Raw genomic sequence first — 23,205 nt, forward strand, 5'->3', positions numbered from 1 at the left:
TTGAAGCAATGGTAGGGAGCGAGCCGGAATGCAGCGATAGACAGATCGCCAGCGATTTGCCATTGCTGTATTGGCGGCGAATCAGTACAGCCGGGTGGACGAGGCGATGCGCAGGCGCGCCGTGACTTGTATGGCAGTTATCCGGTTTTGCTCGCGCATCTGCGGCAATGAGCCGCAGCGCGCCGGGCGGACTCGCAAGGAGAAGAGCGTGGTGGCCGGAGGGGCGGGCGGTCGCATACAGATTGCCGGCGGCGGGCAATACAGAAGGTGCAATGGCAGGAGGAAGGGATGCCGCGCGTGATGAATTTTCTTGCGCGCCAGTGGCGGTGAAACAACAATGTTATAAAAAATTATTCGGGCCCGGTCGAGGCGAGGCGTGGTGAAACGGAACAAGAAGAGAGTCGCTCTTGGAGGCATCTCCAGGCGTGCATGAAAAGCATGCGAAGGCGCACTGGAAACGCGCACGCCATGCACCATCGTGTTGGCATCGATCGCAAAAAAAACCGCGCCCTAAGGCGCGGTAACAGAGGGTGACTCGTAAAAGTCGCCAGGGAACCGGTGATGGTCAGCGCGCCAGCGCTGCCGTATCGAGATTGCGGATGATCCAGCGCACCGCGGTGGTCAGCATCGCTTCATCCAGCGTCGGGATGAAGCCGATGTTGAAGCGCTGGTCGCGTACGGTCAGCACGTAGCAACCCAACAGGATGCCGATGCTGACATCGATGCCATGGTCGAATACCCGTTGCGATCCGATCGCGTAGATGAGCCGCAATGTGAAGTCAGGGCCGTCGAATTCATCGCCGTCTGCCAGTGTGAGGAATCTCCCATCTTCGTCGCGCATGCCGATGGCACAGGCTTCGCTGCCGATGTAGAGCTGCTCGGCGATTTTCCGCTGAAGCATTTTCACCAGATACACGCGCGGAAAACCGAATCGCAGGCGCAGCGGCGCGCGCATGCGGTTCGATGCCAGGCGTGCTTGCGGCGCGAGGGCATGTTGATGCATTGACGAAGGTGGCACGCCGTCCTCCACAGATAAGGTGGCCGCCGCACAGCTTTGCGGCTGCGACGGAACGATTGAAATTGAGGTAAGTGTAGGCGCGCGGGCCATGCTTGAAAATGACTCTCTTTGCATAGAGTCCATGCCTTCCAGGCATAGCGTGTTCGCGTCGGCTTTACTGCGATGCGTGTGCAGTATAGAAGTGGGGAGGCAGGTGGAATTGCGTTTTCGGCACAGGCAGGTGCCGATTACATCAAGCGCTTGCCACGGCGCGGGAATCGCCCATGCTTCAGGCCCGCAGGCCACGGAGGAAATTGAGCAGCGCAGGTTCCGTGCAATAGGCGACATTGAGGCGGAACCAGGGGGTGGCCTGGAGATGGTTGCGGAACACCTTGCCCGGCGCGATCAGGATGCCGGCCTGGGCGGCGCGGCGCCAGATATCTTCCGAGTCGTCGATCTGAAGGTGGCGCGCCCACACGAACTTGCCCCCCAGCGGGCGGCAGAAGATTTCGAATCCCTGTTCTTCCAGCATGTCACCGGCCATCTGCAGGGCATTGGCCAGGCGATAGCGCATGCGCTCGACGCTGCGCCGGTACTGGCCTTCGCTCAGCGCATGGTAGACCAGGCGTTCGTCGACCTGGCTGCCGGTGATGCTGGCCACCATCTTGTGGCTGCACAGCTCGTCCACGAACTGCGCCGCACCAGCGATGAAGCCCACGCGCGTGGCCGATGACAGGGTCTTGGAAAAGCTGCCGACATAGAACACGCGCGCCAACTGGTCCAGCGTGGCCAGGCGCGGCAGCGTCAGGCCCAGCATGTCGCAGTAGACATCATTTTCGACGATGCGGAAGTCGTGCTGTTCGGCCAGCTTCAGCAGGCGGTGTGCGTTGGCCGGCGAGAGGCTGGAGCCGGTCGGCGCATGCAGCATGGACTGCACGAACATCATCGCCGGCCGGTGTTCGCGCGCCAGCGCGTCGAGCATGTCGAGGTCGGGGCCATCGGCCTTGCGCGGCACGGGAACAGGCCGGATGCCGTGCAGGTGCAAGTTGCTGAACAGGTTGAAGTAGCCGGGATCCTCCACCAGTACCCGATCGCCGCGCTTGAGGAAGCAGCGCATCACCAGGTCGGCTGCCTGTGTGGCGCCGCTGGTCAGCAGGATCTGCTCCGGCTGGGTGTGAATGCCCAGACCCAGTAGCCGCGTCTGCAGCAGGCCGCGCAGCGGCGCATAGCCGTAGGGATCGCCATATTGCGCCAGGCTGGTGTCGGCCTTGGCCGCCAGTGATTTCATGCCGCTGCGGATCAGGTCGATATCCAGCCAGTCCGATGGCATGCGGCCGCTGGATGCGCCCAGCCGGTCGTGGCGCATGGTGAAGTGAGAGCGCAACTGCCACAGGTGGTCGGGTTCCATCGCGCCGTCTTCAGCCGCATCGCTGCTGTGCGCGTAGACCTGCGGGCGGGAGACGAAGAACCCGCTGCGCGGCCGGGACTGGTAATAACCATGTGCGACCAGCCGCGCGTAGGCTTCGGCCACGGTGTGGGCGCTGATCTTGTGGTCGCGCGCAAAGCAGCGGATCGACACCGCGCGACTGCCGTTGCGCACCACGCCGTTGTCGATCAGTTGCTTCATTTGTCCGACGATCTGTTCTACCAGCGAGAGCTCCGAACTTCCGGAAATCCTGACCAGCGCCATTGAATTCCTTTTGCGTTGAGGTGTTGTCGAATGCGCCTGTGCAGAATCGGGCGGCGAGAATGGCTGTACTGCCGTGAGGGCAATACAGATGATGGTTTTTTTTCAACGGCGCAAGCCGCCGCGCGGCACGGCCGCGAATATAGGTTGTCAGCTATTTGCAAGCTTCATGCCAAGTATTGAGAACAGGGGGCCTGTCTGCGGAACGATCACCACGACCTGCCAGTAGCCCATGCGCCCGCGGTGGACTTTTCCATCCTGCGGGATGGCGGCATCCTCACGGGCTTGCCGCTCGCATGGCGGGTACATTTCTTGCTGAAAATATTTGGGGCGGCGGTATCGGGGGCCGTCGGACAACAGTCAATGAAGGGGATGTACAAATGAAGGTTTTTTCGAACATGAGAATTGGCGGCCGCCTCGCGATCGGTTTCGCGGTGGTGCTGGCGCTGTCGATCCTGATCATGGCGATCGGCGTGTGGCGCCTGCAGGTGGTCACCGACGTGACACACCAGATGGTGACGCAATCGGTGCGCAAGGAGCGCCTGATTTCCGCCTGGTACGGCAACCTGCGCGCGGCCATCCTGCGCACCATCGCCATGTCGCGCAGTACCGATCCGACGCTGAACAACTACTTCCTCAACGAGGAACTGGCTTCCGGCAAGGAAAGCGCCGAGCTGCAGAAGGAGTTGGCGCAGCTGTTTGCCTCCGATGAAGAGAAGTCGCTGTACGCCGAGATCGAAGGCTTGCAGAAAAATTACAAGTCGATTTACCTGAACATGATGGACATGAAGTCCACCGGCGACCAGGACGGCGCCAACAACGTGCTGATCCAGGAGTTCATGCCGATGGCCAAGAAATACCAGGCGACGATGCAGAAGCTGTTGAAGGCGGAACAAAGCGAGATCGACCTGGCATCGTCGAACATCGAGCAGGTCGCGAAGCAAAGCCGCATCCTGCTGATGGCGCTGGAAGCCGCCGCGCTGTTGTTCGGCGTGCTGTGCGCCTGGGTGCTCACGCGCGGCATCGTGCATCCGCTGAAGCAGGCGGTGGCCTTGTCCAGGCGCGTGGCCGAGGGCGACCTGACGGCGCACATCGAGATCCGCTCGCGTGACGAGGTTGGCCAGTTGCTCGGTTCGCTGATGGAGATGAACGGCCGCCTGCGCGGCATCGTCACCCGCGTGCGGCAGGGTACCGATGCCATTGCCACCGCCTCGGGCGAGATCGCCGAAGGCAACCAGGACTTGTCGGCGCGCACCGAACAGCAGGCCGGCGCGCTGGAGGAAACGGCCTCCGCCATGGAAGAACTGATTTCCACCGTGCGCACCAATGCCGACAACGCGCGCGAGGCCAGCCGCCTGGCGGCTGCCGCCTCCGGCATTGCCGGCGAAGGCGGCGCGGTGGTGGGGCGCGTGGTGGAGACGATGGATGAGATCAACGATTCGTCGAAGAAGATAGTGGACATCATCAGCGTGATCGACGGCATCGCTTTCCAGACCAATATCCTGGCGCTCAACGCCGCGGTGGAAGCGGCGCGCGCCGGCGAGCAGGGGCGCGGTTTCGCGGTGGTGGCGTCTGAAGTGCGTTCGCTGGCGCAACGTTCGGCGGCCGCCGCCAAGGAGATCAAGACGCTGATCGACGATTCCGTGAACAAGGTCGGCGCCGGCAGCGCGTTGGTGGAGCAAGCCGGGGCGACCATGACGCGCGTCGTCGAGAGCGTGCAGCACGTCAACGCCATCGTCAATGAGATCAGCGTTGCGAGTGCCGAGCAGAGCGAAGGGATCCAGCAGGTCAACGATGCGATCGCGCAACTGGATGATGTGACTCAGCAGAATGCCGCGCTGGTTGAGCAGGCAGCGGCGGCGGCGGCTTCCATGCGGGGCCAGGCCGGGAATCTTACCCAACTGGTCAGTGTGTTCCAGGTGGACGGCAGTGGGGAGTCGGGGTTGCCGGAGGTTGAGGCGGCTGCTGTTTCCGGCAGGCGGTTGCCGTTGCTGGGGCGCAAGAGGGCGTTGCTGCAGGCTTGATTGCTGGTGTGGATGAGACGAAAAAAAACGGCGGACAATGTCCGCCGTTTTTCATGGATGCATCAGCATCAGCTGGACATCATTGGAAGGTAGTGGCCATCTTCTGCGGCAGCGGCACGTTGAGCCACTTCTTGACGATGGCGTTGATCTCTCCGTTCTTCTTGGCCGCGGTGATCACTTCGTTGACCTTGGCCAGCAGTGCCGGTTCGCCCTTGTTCAGGCCGACGCTGCAGCTCGATTCGTTGATGATGTACTTCAGCACCGGCTTGTTGTCCGGCGCCTTCTCGCCCAGCGCATAGGCGACGAAGTCACCGGTGCCGACCAGTTGCACCTGGCCCGAGACGTAGGCCGAGATCATGGCGTTGTTGTCTTCATAGCGCTTGATGGTGGTGCTCTTGGGTGCGGTATCGGTCAGCTGGATGTCCTGGAAGGTGCCGCGGGCCACGCCCACGGTCTTGCCGGCCAGGTCGGCGGCATTGGCGACCTTGATGGCGGCCACGCCGAACACGCTGTTGTTGTAGGGCGCATAGGCTTGCGAGAAGTCGATCACCTTTTCGCGCTCGGCATTCTTGCCCAGGGTGGAGATCACCAGGTCGGCCTTATGCGTTTGCAGGTAGGCGATGCGGTTGGCGCTGGCCACCGGCACCAGTTGCACCTTGACCCCCATCTTTTGCGCGATCAGCTTGGCGACGTCGATGTCCAGGCCCTGCAATTGCAGGTCGGCGTTGACCGAGCCGAACGGGGCGAAATCCTGTGGCACGGCGATTTTCACCACGCCGGCTTTCTGGATGTCGGCCAGCGCATCGGCGTGGGCGTTGACGGTGAAGACGGACAGCAGGCCAAAGGAAGCGGCCAGCACCGGTTTTGCAAATTTCATAATTACCCTTTGAAAGTAAGTTCCTTGGTTTGCGGCGCCGGCCCCAGGTTCCGGATGCCGCCCCTTCGTGCAGATGGGGACAGGGATGCGGCCCGTCCATCTGCACCGCGGTGATATCTGCATGCCGCCGCGGGTCGTGCGGCGTCTGATGCGCCGTGCGAGAGATTCGTCTCTTCTGCTATCGCGCGATATCCCGGCCCAGCCTGACGACGGTGACGCCCGATCCGATATGCCGCAAGGAGGGCATGACCAGCGTACAGTCGTCATAGGGCGTGGTGATCTCGCGCTCATTCTCTTTTGCAATGACCGTGCCAGCCTTGGGGATGACCTCCATGCCGCGATAGTCGGCCGCGAATTCCAGTTCCATGCCTTGCGCCACCACCGGCTCGGTGACGCCGATGAAGCGTTGCGCCGGCAGTTCGCCTTGCTGCATCAGATGCGCCACGTCGGCGCGTTCCACCGCGCCTGTCGCCAGCAGGAAGCGGGCGGCCACGTCCTGTGCCACGCGCTCGCTGGCGGCGGAAAAGTGCTGGCCGCATTCCACCAGCAGTGCGTTCTTCATGCTGGCCGGATCGCCGAAGCCGGCGTAGTCGCGCATGCGCACGCCATTGGGATGGCCATGGTCGACGATCACGTGCTGCGGTGTGCCCAGTTGCGCGGCGAAGTCCATGCCCTTGTCCAGCGGGCCGCTGACGATCAGCGGCGGCGCGGCCTCGTGCATGGAGTGCAGATCCAGCATGAAGTCCACCGTGTCGATCACGGGGCGCAGTTCGCGCGCGCGGCGCAGTTCGGACGAGTCGTCGTCGCCGTCCAGCCGCTGCGCGCTCCACACGCGGTTCATGTCTTCGTCGATGTAGCGCGAGGCATCGGCGTCCTGCGGATTGAAGCGCGCATACGCGGCGACGTTGCCGAAGCCCAGCGTGACGCGGCCCCTGACCGGATGCAGGCCCTGCTTGAGCAGGCGATCGACGGCAATTGCGCCGCTGACCTCGTTGCCATGCATGAGCGCCAGGATCATCACGTGCGGGCCTTCCATATGGCTGTCGAAAGTGTGAACGTAGTCGACGCCGGTATTGCCGTGGCGCCAGCGGCCGATGTCGGGGAATTGAACTTCTACGGGGTATTGCGGCAATGTTGCGCGGATCTGTTCCAGAGTCTTCATGGATGCTTGGGTCGTTGTGTTTTCAGGTGAGTATAGGCAGGCGCGCATGCGACCCCGTGCCGATTCGGCACAGGCTTGTGCCGTTTGGATTGGCGCTGCAGGAGATGTTTGAAGGCGGGGCGCGAAAGACATCGGGCGCGCGAACTTGGGGCGCTTGCTCACCAATAGCGTGCTTGCCCGGCGTCCCGCGCGGCGGGAATGCGCCGCCGTCGAGACGATTCAGTGCTGGCTGTCGCCAGCCGCGGCATAATTCCAGATGGCGTTGACCAGTTCATTCGTACTGCCGCGTACGCGGTACAGCGATACATCGAAGCGGATGCGCAGGCTTTGCTCGCCTACCGCCAGCAAGCGCCCTTCGGCGATGTCCTTCTGCACCAGCCGTTGCGGCAGCCAGGCCACGCCGGTGCCGCGCACGGCCATCTCCTGGATCGATTCATAGGAGTCGGCCTGGTAGACCATCTTCAGCGCCGGCTTCTGCTCCAGCTCAGCCAGGTGCTTGGCCAGTACGCCGCGCAGCGTCAGCGTCTGCGAGAAGGCCAGCCACGGTATTGCGCCAGCCTTGGCTTCGAGCATGTACAGCGGCTTGCCGCGCTTGTCGGGCGCGGACACCGGCAGCAGCAGTTCATGTGCGATGGTCTGCGACTCATAGCGCTGATGGTCGATGAGCATGCGCGTGGCGGGGCTGGAGTAGATCAGCAGGATGTCGGCCTCGCCGGCGGCCAGCTTCATGATCACGTCCTGCGCGCCGCCGGTGCTGATCGAGACCGGGAACATGCCGCAATGCTGCTTGATGCCTTCGTACCAGTCCGGGAAGAAGGTCTGCGACAGCGTGCGTCCTGTGGCCAGGCGCAGCACCTTCTCGGGCTCGGCCGAGGATTCCTGCAACTGGGCGCGTGCGGCATACAGCACATCCACCGAATTGTGCGCCGCATCGAGGAACAGCTTGCCGGCGCGCGTGAGCGTCACCGGCTGGGTGCGCGTGACCAGTTCGGCGCCCACCCATTGCTCCAGCGCCTTGATGCGGCGACCGAATGCGGGGTGGGTGACGAAGCGGTTTTCTGCAGCGCGCGAAAAGCTGCGCGTGCGCGCCAGTTCGATGAAATCTTCCAGCCAGACGAGATGCACTTGCGGTTCCTTTGCCTTGAGCGCACAAGCTTCGCGCGCGGTGTGGATCGGTGCGGAAAGAGCAAGACCTGTTCCAAAGCACGGGCTGCTTGCATTGGAGCGCGATTGTAAACCTTCGCCGCCGCTGCGCGCGAGTTCTGCCGAACTTATACTGGCCCCGGCCGCCAGAGCCCGGAACCGGGAACCGGGAGACGCCGCGCATGCGCAACATCGATCCGTTGAGGAAAGAAAAAAGCCGCGGATTTCTCCGCGGCCCGCAGTGGAACGCACCGGCAGGGCGCTTCGCGCGCTTCTGCAGCCGCCGTCATGGCGGCCGGCCCGTGCAGGAGGGAGATGGTTCAGAACGCCGGCACGATGGCGCCCTGGTATTTCTCTTCGATGAACTTCTTGACCTCAGGCGAGTTCAGCGCGGCGGCCAGTTTCTTGATGGCGGGGCTGTCCTTGTTGTCTTCGCGCGCCACCAGCAGGTTGGCGTAGGGCGAGTTGGCGTCTTCGATGAACAGCGAATCCTTGACCGGGTTCAGCTTGGCTTCCAGCGCGTAGTTGGTGTTGATCAGCGCCACGTCCACCTGGTTGAGCACGCGCGGCAGCGTGGCCGCTTCCAGCGCGCGGAATTTCAGCTTCTTCGGGTTTTCGACGATGTCTTTCTGGGTGGCCGAGATGTTGGCGCTGTCCTTCAGTTTAATCAGGCCGTTGCGGGCCAGCAGCAACAGGGCGCGGCCCGAGTTGGACGGGTCGTTGGGAATGGCGATGGTGGCGCCGTTGGGGATGTCGGCAATCTTCTTGTACTTTTGCGAATAGGCGGCGAAGGGCTCGACGTGCACCTTGGCGACCGATACTTCGATGTCGTTCTTGTGCGCTTTCTTGAATTGGTCGATATACGGCTGGTGCGCGAAGAAGTTGCCGTCGACCTGCTTTTCGTTGGTCTGCGCGGCCGGCTGCACGTAGTCGGTGAAGACCTTCACCTGCAGGTCGACGCCTTCCTTGGCCAGCACCGGCTTGATGTGTTCCAGGATCTCGGCATGCGGCACCGGGGTGGCGGCGATCACCAGCTTGTCGGCGGCATGGGCGCCGATGGAAAACGCCAGTGCGGCGCCGGCGAACAGGTGGGGGATCAGTTTGCGGGACATGTATTCGCTCCAGTCTTGTTGTGAGAGTTCAAAAGGTGTTCAAAAGGTCATTTACGGGTAAAGCGCAGCACCAGGCGGTCGCCGAAGAATTGCAGCAACTGCACCAGCACCACCAGGATGGCCACGGTCACCACCATCACTTCGGTCTGGAAGCGTTGGTAGCCGTAGCGGATCGCCAGGTCGCCCAGGCCGCCGCCGCCGATCACGCCCGACATCGCGGCATACGACATGAGCGTGATGGCGGTGATCGTGACCGCCGCCAGCAAGCCTGGCAGGGCCTCGGGCAGCAGCGCGCCGAAGATGATCTGGCGGCGCCGCGCGCCCATGGCGGTACAGGTCTCGATCACGCCGCGGTCGATCTCGCGCAGCACGCTTTCGGTGAGCCGCGCGAAGAAAGGCGCGGTGCCGATCACCAGGGGCGGAATGGCGCCGGTCACGCCCAGCGAGGTGCCCACCAGCCACAGCGTGAACGGGATCAATACGATCAGCAGGATCAGGAAGGGCACCGAGCGCAGCACGTTGACCAGCAGCGACAACGCCAGGTATACGCCGCGTTGCGCCAGCAATTGCTTGCGGTTGGTGAGGAACAGCAGGATCCCCAGCGGCAGGCCCAGCAGTATCGTGAAGAACAGCGAGCCGCCGGTCATGGCCAGGGTTTCCAGGGTGGCGTCCCACACCTCGCTCCAGTCGACCTGCGACAGCGAGGTTTGCAGCAAATCTGCCAGCGCGCTCATGCCAGCACCTCATGCTCGATGCCGGAGGCCGCCAGGCGTTCCAGCACCTGGGCCACGGCCTGCTCGCCGCCGGAAAACTCCACCAGCAATTGCCCATAGGGCGTGTCCTTGATGCGCGAGACAGTACCTTGCACGATGGTGGCCAGCGCCGCGGTGGCCGCGGTCAGTTGCGACAGGATCGGCTGGGCCGCCAGTTCGCCGGCATAGGTCAGGCGCACCAGCTTGCCGTCGGCGCGGCGCGCATAGGGCGCCAGCGTTTCGTCCCAGGCGAGGCTTTCGGCCAGCAGCGCGCGCGTGACCGCATGTTTCGGATGCAGGAAGGTATCGACCACGGCGCCGCGTTCGACCACGATGCCGGCGTCGAGCACCGCCACCCGGTCGCAGATGTTGCGTATCACTTGCATCTCGTGCGTGATGAGTACGATGGTCAGGCCCAGCTTGCGGTTGATTTCCAGCAGCAGGCGCAGGATGGACTGGGTGGTTTCGGGATCGAGCGAGGAAGTCGCCTCGTCGCACAGCAGCAGGCGCGGCGAATTGGCCAGCGCGCGGGCAATGCCGACACGCTGCTTTTGCCCGCCCGACAGTTGCGACGGATACTGGTCGCGGTGCGCTTCCAGGCCGACCAGCTGCAGCAGTTCGGCGACACGGCGGTCGCGCTGCTCGCGGCTGTAGCGGCCGGTGATCTTCAGCGGCCAGTCGATGTTCTGGGCCACGGTCTTGGCGTTCAACAGGTTGAAGTGCTGGAACACCATGCCGATGCGCTGGCGCAGCGCCAGCAGGCCATCGTGGCCGAGTCCGGTGATGTCTTCGCCGTCGATCAGGATGCGGCCGCTGTCGGGACGTTCCAGCAGGTTCAGCGTGCGGATCAGCGTGCTTTTGCCGGCGCCGGAGCGGCCGATGATGCCGAAGATCTCCCCTTGGGCGATTTCCAGGTTGATGTCTTGCAGGGCGACGATGTCGCGCTTGCCGGCCCGGTAGTTTTTATGAAGATGCTCGATGCGAATCACGATGATCAGGATGGATGGGACTGATCGAGTCTAACTTTTGGTTATTTAGGCTGGAAGTTCTTATTAGTTTTTTGCTTATGAAAAAAAGGAATTAAGCGCGCTCTGGCGGGCGCGAAACCTCTTGTCGATCGATTAATCGGGATTCAGCGGGCCGGGCGGACCGGCAAGAACCGGAAAATGCCCATGTCCGCCGTCTCAGAAGTTGTAGCGCAAGGTGGCGCCGACGGTGCGCGACTGGCCCGCCGCGGCGTTGTAGTACAGGCCGCTGGCTTGCGTCCCGGCGCCGGCCGAATACACCGACAGGTAATAGCGCTTGTCCAACACGTTGCGGGCCCACAGGGACAGTTCCCAGGACTTGCTGTCGCCCTGGTAGAGGCGCAATCCGGTGGCCAGGTTGAGCAGGCCGTAGGCGGGGATTTCGGAATAGACCGAATTGTCCGCCGCGCCGCGCGCCGACGAGCGCCAGGCGTAGCTGCCGGCCACGTAATGGTCGACGTTGTCGCTCACATGATGCCGGTATTGCGCCGACAGGCTGGCGCTCCAGCGCGGCACGTCGGCCACGCGCGCCCCGCTCAGGCTGCAGCTGGAGGGCGCGCCGGCCGCGTTGGCGATTTCGGCCGGGCATGGCGCTTTGTCGTAGGACAGGTAGGTGGCATCGGTGAACGAGGTATTGAATCCGAGCGTGAGGCCTTTGAGCGGCTGGGCCTGGATGTCCAGTTCCGCGCCGCGGCTGCGTACCTTGCCGACGTTGACCAGCGTCGGCAGGTTGATGCCGCTTGGGCTGGGCAGGAAGGCCGTGGCCTGGTAATTGTTGATGCCGGTCCAGAACAGGTTGGCGTTGATGTGCAGGCGCTGGTCGAACAGCGCGCTCTTGATGCCCAGTTCGGCGGCGTTGGCGCGTTCGGGGCCGATCAGCAGCGAGCCGCTGCCCAGCGTGGGCGCATTGGAAACGCCGACGATGCTCAGGCCGCCGGATTTTTCTCCATGCGACAGCGTGGCGTAGCCCAGGACGTTGTCATCGATCTTGTAAGCCAGGTTCAGCAGGGCGGACGGGCTGAAATTGCCGATCTTCAGATTGCCCGAATCGTAGGGAGTCAGGCCGAACGCGTTCCAGAACGGCGCCGTGGCGGGATTGGCATTGTGCGGCGTGTCGCGGCGTACCCAGCCGCGTTTTTCCTCATAGGTGCCGCGCACGCCGGCGGTCACGTCCAGACGCTGGGTGACATGCCAGGTGCCCTGGCCGAACAAGGCGTAGCTGTCGGTGTCGACCTGGCCGGGGGAGATCAATGTCACATTGTTGAGCACGCCAAAATTGGCGCCGACAATGCCGAGGTCGGCCTTGGGGCCGTAGTTGAAGAAGGTCCGGTTGGAGAGCCGCTGGTTGAAGTAATAGGCGCCCGCCACATAATCGAACGCGCCGCCGATGGGGGAAGCCAGCCTGATTTCTTGCGAGAACTGGCTGTCCTCGACTTGCACGCCGTAATTGGAAAGTACCGGGGTGAATGCGCCGTTGTCGGGCTTGAAGTCCCAGAAACGCCAGGCGGTGATCGAGGTCAGCTTGAAACCGCTGTCCAGTTTCCAGTTGGCTTCGGCCGAGGCGCCGCCCTGGCGCACGCTGACATGCTGGTCGGCATCGAAATTCACCTGGTACAGGCTGGGGTCGGTGACCGGACGGTTACCCAGCTGCGCGCTGGAGGCCAGGTATTTGTTCACGCCGTTGATGGTCGGCCCGGCGTTGTAGAACACCGAGACGCCATTGCTGGAATTTTCTTCGCTGTAGTCGCCGATCAGGCGCAGGCTGAAACGGTCGTCCGGCTGGTACAGCAATTGGCCGCGGATGCCGCGGCGCGTGCCGCCGTTGAGCTTTTCGCCATTGGCGAGGTTGTCGACATTGCCGCCCTGATGCGTTTGCGAGACGGTCAGGCGTCCGGCCCAGGTATCGCTGATCGGGCCGGACAAGATCGCCTTGGTCTGGTAATAGCCATTCGAGCCGGTGGAGGCTTCCACGCTGTTGTCGCGTTCGAACGAGGGTTGCCGCGTATGGATGTTGAGTACGCCGGCGGTGGTGTTCTTGCCGAACAGCGTTCCTTGCGGGCCGCGCAGCAATTCGACCTGGTCGATGTCGAGCAGGTCGGTCACGGCCATGCTGGCGCGGCCCAGGTAGACGTTGTCCAGATAGATGCCGACGCTGCTGTCGATGCCGTCGCTGTTGCCGGAATTGGCGCCGATGCCGCGCACGCTGATGCTGGCCTGGCGCGGCTGCGCCAGCGATATGCTGGTGGAGGGCAGCAGTTGCTGCAAGTCCTGCAATTGGTAGACGCGCTGGTTTTCCAGCGTTGCGCCGTTGAGGACGGTCATCGGCACCGGCACTTTTTGCGGGTCTTCATCGCGCCGGCGGGCGTTGACGGTAATCGTCTGCAAGGCGTCCGGCGCGATATCGTCCGGGGCCGATGCCTGTGCCTGTACGGCTGCGGCCGCAACCCTGGCATCGGCGCTATTGGTGTTATTGGCGCCATGCTGGTCCGCCGCCTGCGCGCATGCCGGACAGGCGGCTGCGATGGCTGCCAGCACCAGGCCCAGGCGCCAGCCGGCCGGGCGATGTCTTGTCGTCCGGGTGTCGTCGGCGATGTTCAATTCGTGCTCCCCCTTATGCTATGGAGGGGATTGTCGCCGAACTGGGAGCTCAAATCCAAAACAGATACAGCATTTCTGCATAAGGGATCCGCATATCCTTATGAGGCCGGCGCATCGGGATGGCGAAGGCTCAGGCGCATTCCGCGAGCGTTCAGGGCGCTGGAAGCAGGACGGCGTTCAGGCGCCATCGGCAACCACATCCAGCGCCATCACCTGGCCAATTGCCGCGATCACATAATCGATCTCGGCTTCGGTGGTGCCGCGGCCGAGCGAAAAGCGGATCGCGTTGCGCGCCGTTTCGGGCGAGCGGCCGATCGCCAGCAGCACGAAAGAGGGCGCGGCAGCGGCCGAGTTGCAGGCCGAGCCGGCCGACACCGCGATGCCGAGCAATTGGCTGGCCAGGGTGCCGTAGCGGGTCGGCGGGAAGCTGACGTTGAGGTTGTGCGGCACACGGTTGGCGGCGCAGCCGTTCAATTGCACGCCGGGCAGGTGGCCGATGCCGGCCCACAGGCGATCGCGCAGGGCGCGGATGCGCGCGCTTTCTTCGGCCAGCAACTGGCCTGCCAGTTCGAATGCCTCGCCCATGCCGACGATCTGGTGCGTAGCCAGCGTGCCGGAGCGCATGCCATTCTCATGGCCGCCGCCATCGATCTGGGCTTGCAGCTTCAAGTCGGGACGGTTGCGCACATACAGCGCGCCGATGCCCTTGGGACCGTAGACCTTGTGTGCGGAGACCGACATCAGGTCCACTGTCAGGCGCGCCAGGTCGACCGGGATCTTGCCGGCCGCCTGCACCGCGTCGACGTGGAACACGATGCCGCGTTCGGCGCAGATCTCGCCCAGTTCGGCGATCGGCTGGATCACGCCGATCTCGTTGTTCACATACATCACTGAGGCCAGGATGGTGTCCGGGCGCAGCGCGGCGCGGAACTGTTGCGGCGTGACCAGCCCGTTGTCGCCCGGTTGCAGGAAGGTGACTTCGAAGCCGGCGCGTTCCAGCGTGTGCATGGTGTCCAGCACCGCCTTGTGCTCGGTGGCCACGGTGACCAGGTGGCGGCCCTTGCCGGCCAGCGCCTGGGCCGTGCCCTTGATGGCCAGGTTGTTCGATTCGGTCGCGCCCGAAGTCCAGACGATCTCGCCGGGCTGCGCGCCCAGCAGGCCGGCCACCTGGGCGCGCGCCTTTTCCACCGCGCGCCTGGCTTCCCAGCCGAAAGGATGGGAGCTGCTGGCGGCGTTGCCGAATTTGTCGGTGAGGAAGTCGCACATGATCCTGGCGACTTGGGGATCGACCGGCGTGGTGGCGCCATAGTCCAGGTAAATGGGGAAAGTCAGGCTGGCAGGCGGGCGACAGGGAGCGGGGGCGTTCATGACGGCGGATTCGGGAAGTCCAGGAAAAGCGGCGTTGGGGCAGCGTTGGGTTTGGGCATGGCGCCATGCCTTGCCTGAAAGACAAGGCGAAATGGCGGGCCAGGCAGGAAGTATGGCCATTTATGCCCGACCTTGCGCTTCTTACATTAGCTTATACAAAATTATTATACTGAAATAGAATAAATACAAACCTATAATCCGAAAATCATATGCATGGATCTTGATTCGGGACATTGATGGATCTCAACCAGTTGGAAGCTTTCGCGGCGGTAATGACGATCGGCAGCGTGACTGGCGCCGGGCGCAGCCTGGGCCGTTCGCAGCCGGCCGTGAGCAAGGCCATCGGCGACTTGGAAGCGGAGCTGGGTTATGCGTTGTTCGACCGCAACGGGCCGCGCGTGACGCCGACCGGCAAGGCCTTCCTGTTGTACGAGGAGGTCGAGCGTTCGCTGGTCGGGCTGCGCAGCATCCGCGAGCGCGCCGCCGAGATCGGCCGCGAAGAGGCGCAGCCGGTGCATCTGGTGGCGACCCCGGCGCTGGCCTCGACCATCGCGCCGGCGGCCTTGCAACTGGTGGCGCAGGGCAGTTCGGCGTTTCCGGAGCATATCCATTTGCGCAGCGCCTCGGCCGAGCAGGTAGTGCATTCCGTGCTGCACCGTACCGTCAGCCTGGGCCTGACCAGCCTGCCGGTGGCGCACCGCGGGCTCGACCTGCACTGGATCGGCGAGGCGCCCTGCGTGGCGGTGATGCGCGCCGACCATCCGCTGGCCAGGAAAGACAAGATCACGCGCGCGGCCCTGCGCGGCGAACGCGTGATCACCATGTCCAACCGCTACCGCCTGCGCCAGCGCATCGAAACCGCGCTGGGCGAGGACAGTCTGCTGGACGTGGCGATCGACACCAATACCTCCTTCAACGCCATCATGGCCGCGCGCGCCGGCCTGGGGGTGGCGCTGGTGGAGCCGATCACGGCGCTGGGCATGCCCATCGAGGGGCTGGTGGCCAGGCCGCTGGCGGTGGATATTCCGTTTTATTTCGGCGTGGTGACGCCGTTCGGCAAACCGGTCGAAGGCATCACCCAGGCGCTGATCGGGGCGGTCGAAACCGCCGCGCGCAACATCCTGCACGGCTTCGTCAAGCGCGACGCGGCCGAACATGACGAATTGCTGTAACTGACAGATACAAGCGACGGCAGGCGGCCCCACGGTTTGCCTGCCATGTCCGTTTTTCGCTTTTGAAGAGGGCCACATGCCGAATATGGAATCGACCGCCGCTACTGCGCCGCAAGGCCTGGCGGCGCTGGAGGCGCGCCTGCGCCAGGATCTCGAATGGCTGGCCTTGCCCGGCAAGGCCTGGACGCCGCAGACCGAGCGTGATGGCGCAGCGGTGCTCGACGTGGCCATCATCGGCGGCGGCCAGGCCGGCATGGCCGCATCGGTGGCCTTGAGCCACCTGGGCATCCCCAATGTCATCTACGACCAGTCGCCCAAGGACTTCGAAGGCCCCTGGGCCACCACCGCGCGCATGGAAACGCTGCGCTCGCCCAAGACCCTGACCGGTCCCGCGCTGGGCTTTCCGGCGCTGACCTTCCGCGCCTGGTTCGAAACCCAGTTCGGCGCGCAGGCCTGGGAAGAACTGGACAAGATCCCGCGCCTGCAGTGGATGGATTACCTGCGCTGGTTCCGCCGCGTGATGCGCCTGGATATCCGCAACGAACACCGCGTGCTGGCCGTGCTGCCGCGCGCCGATGGCGTGGTGGAACTGAAGCTGGCGACGCCGCAGGGCGAGTCGTCGGTGCTGGCGCGCCGCGTGGTGCTGGCCACCGGCCGCGACGGCCTGGGCGGCGCTTACCTGCCGCCGCTGGTGGACAAGCTGCCGCGCGCGCGCTGGGCGCATTCTTCCGATGTGTTCGATTACGCCGCGCTCAAGGGCAAGCGGGTGGGCGTGGTGGGCGGCGGCTCGTCGGCCATGGACAGTGCGGCTACCGCGCTGGAACAGGGCGCGGCGCGGGTGGACCTGCTGATCCGCCGCAAGGAACTGCCGCGCGTCAACAAGGGCAAGGGCTCGGGCAACCCGGGCCTGGTCAACGGCCACCAGCATCTGCCGGACGAATGGAAATGGCGCATCCGCCACTACGTCAACGCGCAGCAGGTGCCGCCGCCGTCGGGCAGCACCCGCCGCGTATCGCGCTTTGCCAATGCCCGCTTCCTGCTCGGCACCTCGATCGAGGAGGTGGCCGTCCAGCCGGATGGCGCGCTGCGGCTGGACACCAACCGCGGCCCGCTGGAACTGGACTTCCTGTTCTTCTCCACCGGTTTTCGCGTCGACTGGAGCGCGCGTCCCGAATTCGCCGCCATCGGCCCGCACATCCTGACCTGGCGCGAGCGCTATACGCCGCCGGCCGGCGACGAGGATGCCGAGCTGGCCGATTCGCCTTACCTCGGCCCGGTGTTCCAATTCCAGGAAAAGACCCCCGGCGCGCTGCCCGGACTGGACCGCGTGCATTGTTTCTGTTATCCGGCCACCGCCAGCCACGGCACCGTTTCCGGCGACATTCCCGCCATCAGCGACGGCGCTTACCGCTTGGCGCAGGGCATCGCTTCCCTGATGTACGGCGAGGATGTGGAATACCATTACCGCAATATCGAGGCCTACGAAGAACCCGAACTGGTCGGCGACGAGTGGACCCCGTCCGAATGGGAGCTGCCGGGATGACCATGGCCATCGCAAAGAGCGTGCTGCAGGCGCTGATGGTGGTGCTGCTGATGACGGTGATCGTCTTCTTCGGCCTGCACCTGATCGGCAACCCGGTCGATATCCTGATCGGCCAGGACGTCGACCAGGTCGACCGCCTGCGTATCATCCAGGAGCTCGGCCTGGACCAGCCGGTGTGGCGCCAGTACCTGTCCTTCCTGGGCGGCGCGCTGCACGGCAACCTGGGCAACAGCTTCGTGTACAACTCGCCGGCCATCCTGCTGATCTTCCAGCGCCTGCCGGCCACGCTGGAGCTGGCCTTCGCGGCGCTGATCCTGGCCGTGCTGGTGGGCATGCCGCTGGGCCTGTTCGCCGGCATGAAGCCCGACCATCCGTTCTCGAAGCTGGTGATGACCGGCAGCATCTTCGGCTTTTCGCTGCCGACCTTCTGGATCGGCCTGATGCTGATCATGGCCTTTTCGGTCTCGCTGGGCTGGCTGCCTTCCGGCGGGCGCGGCCAGACGGCGGAACTGTTCGGCATCCAGTGGTCGTGGCTGACCGCCGATGGCTGGCGCCACATGATCCTGCCGGCGCTCAACCTGTCGCTGTTCAAGATCTCGCTGGTGATCCGCCTGACCCGCGCCAACGTGCGCGAGGTGCTGCCGATGGACTACGTCAAGTTCGCCCGCGCCAAGGGCCTGGCCCCGGCGCGCGTGGTGCTGATGTATGTGCTGCGCAATACGCTGATCCCGCTGGTGACGGTGCTGGGGCTGGAGTTCGGTTCCACCATCGCGTTCGCGGTGGTGACCGAGAGCATCTTCGCCTGGCCCGGTGCCGGCAAGCTGATCCTGGACAGCATCAACGCGCTGGACCGCCCGGTGATCGTGGCCTACCTGATGGTGATCGTGTGCATGTTCGTCGCCATCAACCTGGTGGTGGACGTGCTCTACAAGATTCTTGATCCGCGCGTGCGGGTGGAGGCCAAGGCATGAGCGCGCCAGAGCAAGGTATCCAGGCAATGACGCAGGAGCAGGTGCGGGAGCGCATCGCCGAACTGTCCGCCTTCGTCGCGCCGCGCCGCGAGTCGCCCTGGCGCCGTGTGGTGCGCCATTTCATCGCCTCGAAGTCGGCCATGCTGGGCCTGGCCATCGTGCTGCTGCTGATCGTGGCCGCGCTGGTCGCGCCCTGGATCACGCCGCAGAACCCGTACGACCTGATGCAGCTGGACGTGATGGATGCGCGCCTGCATCCCGGCACGCCCAACGGCGCCAGCACGTTCACTTACTGGCTAGGCACCGACGGCCAGGGCCGCGACCTGGTCTCGGCCATCCTCTACGGCCTGCGCATCAGCGTGGGCATCGGCGTCGGCTCGGCGCTGATCGCCGGCATCATCGGCACGCTGGTCGGGCTGCTGGCGGCCTATGCCGGCGGCAAGGTCGATACGTTGCTCATGCGCCTGGCCGACCTGGTGCTGTCGTTCCCGTCGATCCTGGTGGCGATGCTGATCCTGGCCTATGTCGGCAAGGGCATCATGAACGTGATGATCACGCTGGTGGTGCTGGAGTGGGCCTACTACGCCCGCACCGCGCGCGGCCAGGCGCTGGTCGAGCGCCAGAAGGAATATGTGGAAGCGGCGCGCGGGCTGAACCTGTCGGCGTGGCGCATCATGGTGCGCCACATCCTGCCCAACTGCCTGCCGCCGCTGATCGTGATCGGCACGCTGCAGGTGGCGCGCGCCATCACGCTGGAGGCGACCTTGTCCTTCCTCGGCCTGGGCGTGCCCATCACCGAACCGTCGCTGGGCCTGCTCATTTCCAACGGCTACCAGTACATGCTCTCGGGCGAATACTGGATCAGCTTCTATCCCGGCATCACGCTGCTGGTGGTGATCGTGGCCATCAACCTGGTGGGCGACCGCCTGCGCGACATCCTGAATCCGAGGTGGCAGAAGTGAGCGCGCCCAACAATATTCCTACATTGGAAGTGCGCAACCTGCGCACCCATTTCTTTACCCCCGATGGCGTGCTGCCGGCGGTGGACGACGTTTCGCTGTCGGTCGGCCGCGGCCGCATCCTCGGCCTGGTGGGCGAATCCGGCTCGGGCAAGAGCGTCACCGGCTTCTCCATCCTCGGCATGGTCGATGCGCCGGGCCGCATCGTCGGCGGCGAGATCCTGTTCCAGGGGCGCGACCTGGTGAAGATGAACCGCACCGAATTGCGCGAACTGCAGGGCAACCGCATCGCCATGATCTTCCAGGACCCGATGATGACGCTCAATCCGGTGCTGAAGGTCGAGGCGCAGATGGTGGATGCCGTGCTGGCGCACAGCAAGGTCAGTCGCCAGGCCGCGCGCGAACTGGCGCGCGACACCTTGGGTATGATGGGCATCGCCAGCCCGGAAGAACGGCTGCAGGCCTATCCGCACCAGCTCTCCGGCGGCATGCGCCAGCGCGTGGCAATCGCCATCGCGCTGCTGCACAAGCCCGACCTGATCATCGCCGACGAGCCGACCACCGCGCTGGACGTGACCATCCAGGCGCAGATCCTGTCGGAAGTGCAGAAGCTGGCGCGCCAGCACGGCACCGCGCTGATCTGGATCACCCACGACCTGTCGGTGGTGGCCGGCCTGGCCGATGAAGTGGCGGTGATGTATGCCGGGCGCATCGTCGAGCAGGGCGCGGTCGACGCCGTGCTGGACGCGCCGCTGCACCCCTACACGCAAGGCCTGATCGGCAGCCTGCCCAGCAATAACCGCAAGGGTGGCAGCCGCCGCCTGCGCCAGATTCCCGGCATGACGCCCAACCTGCTGCACCTGCCGCCGACCTGCGCCTTCGCCGCGCGCTGCGAGCGGGTCAGCCAGCAATGCCTCGTAGCGCCCGCCTTGAGCGAGCCGCTGGCCGGCCGCCTGGTGCGTTGCTTCCACCCGGCGTTACATGAATCCAAGGTGCCACACCATGCATGACGTGCAACATCAGGCCGTTCCCATCATCGAAACGCGCGGCGTCAGCAAGCGCTTCGGCGAACGTCGCGACGGCTGGCTGGCGCGCCAGCTGCAGCAGCGCGGCTGGATGCGCGCGCCGGCCGTCACGCGGGCGCTGGACAACGTCGACCTCAAGGTCATGCCCGGCGAAGTGGTGGGGCTGGTGGGCGAATCCGGTTGCGGCAAGTCGACGCTGGGCCGCATCGCCTGCGGCCTGCTCGATCCGTCGGACGGCCAGGCGCTGGTGGGCGGGCGCGACCGCGCCGCGCTGACCGGCGCCGAGCGCGAGGCGGCCCGGCTGGATGTGCAGATGATCTTCCAGAATCCCTACGCCAGCCTTAACCCGCGCCTGCGCATCGACCAGATCGTGGGCGAGGCGGCCCAGGTCAACGGCAAGGTCGAAGGCGACCTGGACGACTACGTCTGCCGCCAGCTGCTGCGCGCCGGGCTCGACCCGGCGCTGCGCGACCGCTATCCGCACCAGTTCTCCGGCGGCCAGCGCCAGCGCATCGGCATCGCCCGCGCGCTGGCGGTGCAGCCGCGCATGCTGGTGTGCGACGAGGCGGTGGCGGCGCTGGACGTGTCGATCCAGGCGCAGATCCTGAACCTGTTCGCCGACCTGCGCGAGCAGCTTGGCCTGACCTACCTGTTCATCAGCCATGACCTGGGCGTGGTGGAGCATGTCTCCGACCGCGTGGTGATCATGTACCTGGGGCGGGTGGTGGAGAGCGCGCCGGTGCAGGAGCTGTTCGGCCACGCCAACCATCCCTACACCCAGGCGCTGCTGGCCGAGGTGCCGCGCCTGTCGGCGCGCAAGAAGGAGTTCACGGCGATCACCGGCGAGATTCCCAGCCCGCTGCACCCGCCTTCCGGCTGCCACTTCAACCCGCGCTGCCCGTACGCCACGCAGCGCTGCCGCGACGAGGCGCCGGCCCTGAAGGAAATCGCGCCGGGACATATGAGCGCGTGTCATTTGAATGATGGGAACTAAGGATTGGTGGTGCGGTATCGCTGATGTGCCTTCGATACGCCGCTATGCGGCTACTCAGTCCGAACGGATGTTTATTGGTTACCGTTCGGACTGAGTAGCGGCAACGCCGCGTATCGAAGACGCACCGGCGCCGAACATGAATCACAACATCGTTGCAATGTTATCGATGAGTTATTGATTGCTTTCAACCTAGAGAGGAACAGCACATGAAAAAAACACTCCTGACCCGCCTGCTGGCGGTCGCCCTGACCGGCGTGGCACTGGCCTCGGCCGCCGACGCGGTCCGCGCGCAGAACCTGAATATCGCCTTCGCCGACCCGCTGTCCTCGCTGGACCCGCAGCTGAACAACCATGCCGGCGACCGCTCGGTGGACCTGCATTTCTGGGACCTGCTGGTGGAGAACAACTACAACAAGCTGCAGCCCGGCCTGGCCGTGTCGTGGAAGAACATCGACCCCAAGACCTGGGAGTTCAAGCTGCGCCCCAACGTCAAGTGGCAGGACGGCAAGCCGTTCACCGCCGACGACGTGATCTTCTCCTACCAGCGCGCGCGCAGCGTGCCGGGCAGCGTGGCAACCTTCGCCGGCTACCTGCGCACGGTGGAGTCGGTCACCGCCAAGGACCCGCTGACGCTGGTGATCAAGACCAACATCCCCAACCCCGACCTGCCGTTGAACCTGGCCTCGGTGCATATCGTCAGCAAGCACGTGGGTGAGAAGTCCGCCACCGAGAACTACAACAGCGGCGCCGCCGTGGTCGGCACCGGCCCCTACAAGTTCGTCTCCTACACCCCGGGCGACCGCGTGGTGATGCAGCGCAACGACGGCTACTGGGGCGGCAAGGCATTGTGGGATAAGGTCAACTACCGCTACATCAACAACGCTGCCGCGCGCACCGCGGCGCTGCTGTCGGGCGATGTGGACGTGATCGACAAGGTCTCGGTGTCCGACATCGCCAAGCTCAAGCAGTCGCCCAACGTCACGGTCTATCCGTACAACGGCCTGCGCGTGCTGCTGATCCAGCCGAGCTTCCATGAAGGCCCGAGCCCGTACATCACCGACAACGCCGGCAAGCAGCTGGACAAGAATCCGCTGCTGGACGTGCGCGTGCGCCGCGCCATGTCGCTGGCGATCAACCGCAAGGCGCTGATCGACCGCATCCTGCAGGGCGCCGCCACCGAGGCCAACCAGTGGATGCCGTCGGATACCTTCGGCTACAACCCGGAGATCAAGAACATCCCGTTCGACGCCGCCCAGGCCAAGAAGCTGCTGGCCGACGCCGGCTTCCCGGACGGCTTCAAGCTGACCATCCACGTGCCTAACGACCGCTACCCGCAAGCGCCGGAAACCATGCAGGCGGTGGCCCAGTTCTGGACCCGCATCGGCATCAAGACCCAGGTCGAGGTGCTGCCGTGGGCGTCCTACTCCTCGCGCGCCAACAAGAACGAGTTCGCGGTATCGGTACTGGCATGGGGCAACGGCACCGGCGAAGCCAGCTATGCGCTGGTCAACGTGCTGGGTTCGGTCGATCCCAAGAAGGGCATCGGCGCTTCCAACTGGAACCACTACAGCAACCCGGCCGTGGACAAGGCGCTGGCCGACTCCACCGCCGAGTTCGACCCGGCCAAGCGTGAAGCCATCCTGCGCGCCTCGGCCAAGGTGGTGTCGGACGACGTGGGCGTGATCCCGCTGTACCACTACCAGAACATCTGGGCCGCCAAGAAGGGCCTGAAGGTGACGCCGGTCAGCAGCGACCGCACCACCGCCATGATGGTCACCCAGGAAAAGAAGTAAGGC

Annotated in this window: 18 protein-coding genes; 8 read left to right on the forward strand and 10 right to left on the reverse strand. The window is 64.5% G+C overall.

Annotated features, from left to right (window positions below; all coding sequences use genetic code 11):
* Positions 1–565: 565 nt before the first annotated feature.
* Both FB598_RS03160 and FB598_RS03165 read right to left on the reverse strand, forming a co-directional pair.
* Positions 566–1,141 (reverse strand): hypothetical protein, encoded by a 576-nt coding sequence (locus FB598_RS03160; protein WP_141912720.1) that lies wholly within the window; start codon positions 1,139–1,141, stop codon positions 566–568.
* 145 nt (positions 1,142–1,286) lie between these two features.
* Positions 1,287–2,687: a PLP-dependent aminotransferase family protein gene (locus FB598_RS03165; protein WP_141912723.1), complete on the reverse strand. Its 1,401-nt coding sequence runs from the start codon at positions 2,685–2,687 to the stop codon at positions 1,287–1,289.
* A gap of 377 nt (positions 2,688–3,064) precedes the next feature.
* Between FB598_RS03165 and FB598_RS03170 the strand changes: the two genes are divergently transcribed.
* Positions 3,065–4,708 (forward strand): methyl-accepting chemotaxis protein, encoded by a 1,644-nt coding sequence (locus tag FB598_RS03170; RefSeq protein ID WP_141912725.1) that lies wholly within the window; start codon positions 3,065–3,067, stop codon positions 4,706–4,708.
* 79 nt (positions 4,709–4,787) lie between these two features.
* Here FB598_RS03170 and FB598_RS03175 read toward each other — a convergent pair whose 3' ends face one another.
* The 8 genes from FB598_RS03175 to FB598_RS03210 all read right to left on the reverse strand — a co-directional run bounded on the left by FB598_RS03175 (position 4,788) and on the right by FB598_RS03210 (position 14,745).
* Positions 4,788–5,585: a transporter substrate-binding domain-containing protein gene (locus FB598_RS03175; protein ID WP_141912727.1), complete on the reverse strand. Its 798-nt coding sequence runs from the start codon at positions 5,583–5,585 to the stop codon at positions 4,788–4,790.
* 178 nt (positions 5,586–5,763) lie between these two features.
* Entirely contained in the window at positions 5,764–6,747 is a 984-nt protein-coding gene (locus FB598_RS03180; protein WP_141912730.1) for a M14 family metallopeptidase, read from the reverse strand.
* Between the two features lie 219 nt (positions 6,748–6,966).
* A complete protein-coding gene (locus FB598_RS03185) occupies positions 6,967–7,872 on the reverse strand; it encodes a LysR family transcriptional regulator (protein ID WP_141912732.1) in 906 nt (301 codons plus the stop codon).
* Between the two features lie 338 nt (positions 7,873–8,210).
* A complete protein-coding gene (locus FB598_RS03190) occupies positions 8,211–9,002 on the reverse strand; it encodes a MetQ/NlpA family ABC transporter substrate-binding protein (protein ID WP_141912735.1) in 792 nt (263 codons plus the stop codon).
* Positions 9,003–9,049: 47 nt separating this feature from the next.
* A complete protein-coding gene (locus FB598_RS03195; protein ID WP_141912737.1) occupies positions 9,050–9,736 on the reverse strand; it encodes a methionine ABC transporter permease in 687 nt (228 codons plus the stop codon).
* Positions 9,733–10,743 (reverse strand): methionine ABC transporter ATP-binding protein, encoded by a 1,011-nt coding sequence (locus FB598_RS03200; RefSeq protein ID WP_141912740.1) that lies wholly within the window; start codon positions 10,741–10,743, stop codon positions 9,733–9,735. Before FB598_RS03200 ends, FB598_RS03195 begins: the two co-directional genes overlap by 4 nt.
* Before the next feature lie 195 nt (positions 10,744–10,938).
* The gene (locus tag FB598_RS03205) at positions 10,939–13,377 is read right to left on the reverse strand and encodes a TonB-dependent receptor (protein WP_141912743.1); all 2,439 of its coding nucleotides are present in this window, start codon (positions 13,375–13,377) and stop codon (positions 10,939–10,941) included.
* A gap of 177 nt (positions 13,378–13,554) precedes the next feature.
* Positions 13,555–14,745 (reverse strand): aminotransferase class V-fold PLP-dependent enzyme, encoded by a 1,191-nt coding sequence (locus FB598_RS03210; protein WP_141912746.1) that lies wholly within the window; start codon positions 14,743–14,745, stop codon positions 13,555–13,557.
* 236 nt (positions 14,746–14,981) lie between these two features.
* Here FB598_RS03210 and FB598_RS03215 point away from each other — a divergent pair, with 236 nt between their 5' ends.
* The 7 genes from FB598_RS03215 (at position 14,982) to FB598_RS03245 (ending at position 23,202) form a co-directional block, all read left to right on the forward strand.
* Positions 14,982–15,917 carry a LysR family transcriptional regulator gene (locus FB598_RS03215; protein ID WP_141912749.1) on the forward strand — a complete coding sequence of 312 codons (936 nt, stop codon included), beginning with the start codon at positions 14,982–14,984 and terminating at the stop codon, positions 15,915–15,917.
* A 76-nt stretch (positions 15,918–15,993) separates the two neighbouring features.
* Positions 15,994–17,460, forward strand: coding sequence for an NAD(P)-binding domain-containing protein (locus FB598_RS03220; protein ID WP_141912751.1), 1,467 nt, complete (start codon positions 15,994–15,996; stop codon positions 17,458–17,460).
* The gene (locus FB598_RS03225) at positions 17,457–18,431 is read left to right on the forward strand and encodes an ABC transporter permease (RefSeq protein ID WP_141912754.1); all 975 of its coding nucleotides are present in this window, start codon (positions 17,457–17,459) and stop codon (positions 18,429–18,431) included. Before FB598_RS03220 ends, FB598_RS03225 begins: the two co-directional genes overlap by 4 nt.
* Positions 18,432–18,457: 26 nt before the next feature.
* A complete protein-coding gene (locus FB598_RS03230; RefSeq protein ID WP_183405786.1) occupies positions 18,458–19,393 on the forward strand; it encodes an ABC transporter permease in 936 nt (311 codons plus the stop codon).
* Positions 19,390–20,400: an ABC transporter ATP-binding protein gene (locus FB598_RS03235; protein WP_141912759.1), complete on the forward strand. Its 1,011-nt coding sequence runs from the start codon at positions 19,390–19,392 to the stop codon at positions 20,398–20,400. Before FB598_RS03230 ends, FB598_RS03235 begins: the two co-directional genes overlap by 4 nt.
* The gene (locus tag FB598_RS03240; protein WP_141912761.1) at positions 20,393–21,409 is read left to right on the forward strand and encodes an ABC transporter ATP-binding protein; all 1,017 of its coding nucleotides are present in this window, start codon (positions 20,393–20,395) and stop codon (positions 21,407–21,409) included. Before FB598_RS03235 ends, FB598_RS03240 begins: the two co-directional genes overlap by 8 nt.
* A 206-nt stretch (positions 21,410–21,615) precedes the next feature.
* Positions 21,616–23,202, forward strand: coding sequence for an ABC transporter substrate-binding protein (locus FB598_RS03245; protein WP_141912763.1), 1,587 nt, complete (start codon positions 21,616–21,618; stop codon positions 23,200–23,202).
* Positions 23,203–23,205 lie beyond the last annotated feature (3 nt).

It is taken from the genome of Herbaspirillum sp. SJZ106 (genome assembly GCF_006715495.1).
Taxonomy (GTDB): domain Bacteria; phylum Pseudomonadota; class Gammaproteobacteria; order Burkholderiales; family Burkholderiaceae_D; genus Herbaspirillum.

Excerpts from the sequence above, each read along its gene's own strand:
- FB598_RS03210 (WP_141912746.1), bottom strand. The coding sequence starts at position 14,745 with ATGAACGCCCCCGCTCCCTGTCGCCCGCCTGCCAGCCTGACTTTCCCC.
- FB598_RS03195 (WP_141912737.1), bottom strand. The coding sequence starts at position 9,736 with ATGAGCGCGCTGGCAGATTTGCTGCAAACCTCGCTGTCGCAGGTCGAC.
- FB598_RS03190 (WP_141912735.1), bottom strand. The coding sequence starts at position 9,002 with ATGTCCCGCAAACTGATCCCCCACCTGTTCGCCGGCGCCGCACTGGCG.
- FB598_RS03245 (WP_141912763.1), top strand. The coding sequence starts at position 21,616 with ATGAAAAAAACACTCCTGACCCGCCTGCTGGCGGTCGCCCTGACCGGC.
- FB598_RS03225 (WP_141912754.1), top strand. The coding sequence starts at position 17,457 with ATGACCATGGCCATCGCAAAGAGCGTGCTGCAGGCGCTGATGGTGGTG.
- FB598_RS03240 (WP_141912761.1), top strand. The coding sequence starts at position 20,393 with ATGCATGACGTGCAACATCAGGCCGTTCCCATCATCGAAACGCGCGGC.
- FB598_RS03220 (WP_141912751.1), top strand. The coding sequence starts at position 15,994 with ATGCCGAATATGGAATCGACCGCCGCTACTGCGCCGCAAGGCCTGGCG.
- FB598_RS03165 (WP_141912723.1), bottom strand. The coding sequence starts at position 2,687 with ATGGCGCTGGTCAGGATTTCCGGAAGTTCGGAGCTCTCGCTGGTAGAA.
- FB598_RS03180 (WP_141912730.1), bottom strand. The coding sequence starts at position 6,747 with ATGAAGACTCTGGAACAGATCCGCGCAACATTGCCGCAATACCCCGTA.
- FB598_RS03230 (WP_183405786.1), top strand. The coding sequence starts at position 18,458 with ATGACGCAGGAGCAGGTGCGGGAGCGCATCGCCGAACTGTCCGCCTTC.
- FB598_RS03170 (WP_141912725.1), top strand. The coding sequence starts at position 3,065 with ATGAAGGTTTTTTCGAACATGAGAATTGGCGGCCGCCTCGCGATCGGT.
- FB598_RS03160 (WP_141912720.1), bottom strand. The coding sequence starts at position 1,141 with ATGGACTCTATGCAAAGAGAGTCATTTTCAAGCATGGCCCGCGCGCCT.
- FB598_RS03215 (WP_141912749.1), top strand. The coding sequence starts at position 14,982 with ATGGATCTCAACCAGTTGGAAGCTTTCGCGGCGGTAATGACGATCGGC.
- FB598_RS03175 (WP_141912727.1), bottom strand. The coding sequence starts at position 5,585 with ATGAAATTTGCAAAACCGGTGCTGGCCGCTTCCTTTGGCCTGCTGTCC.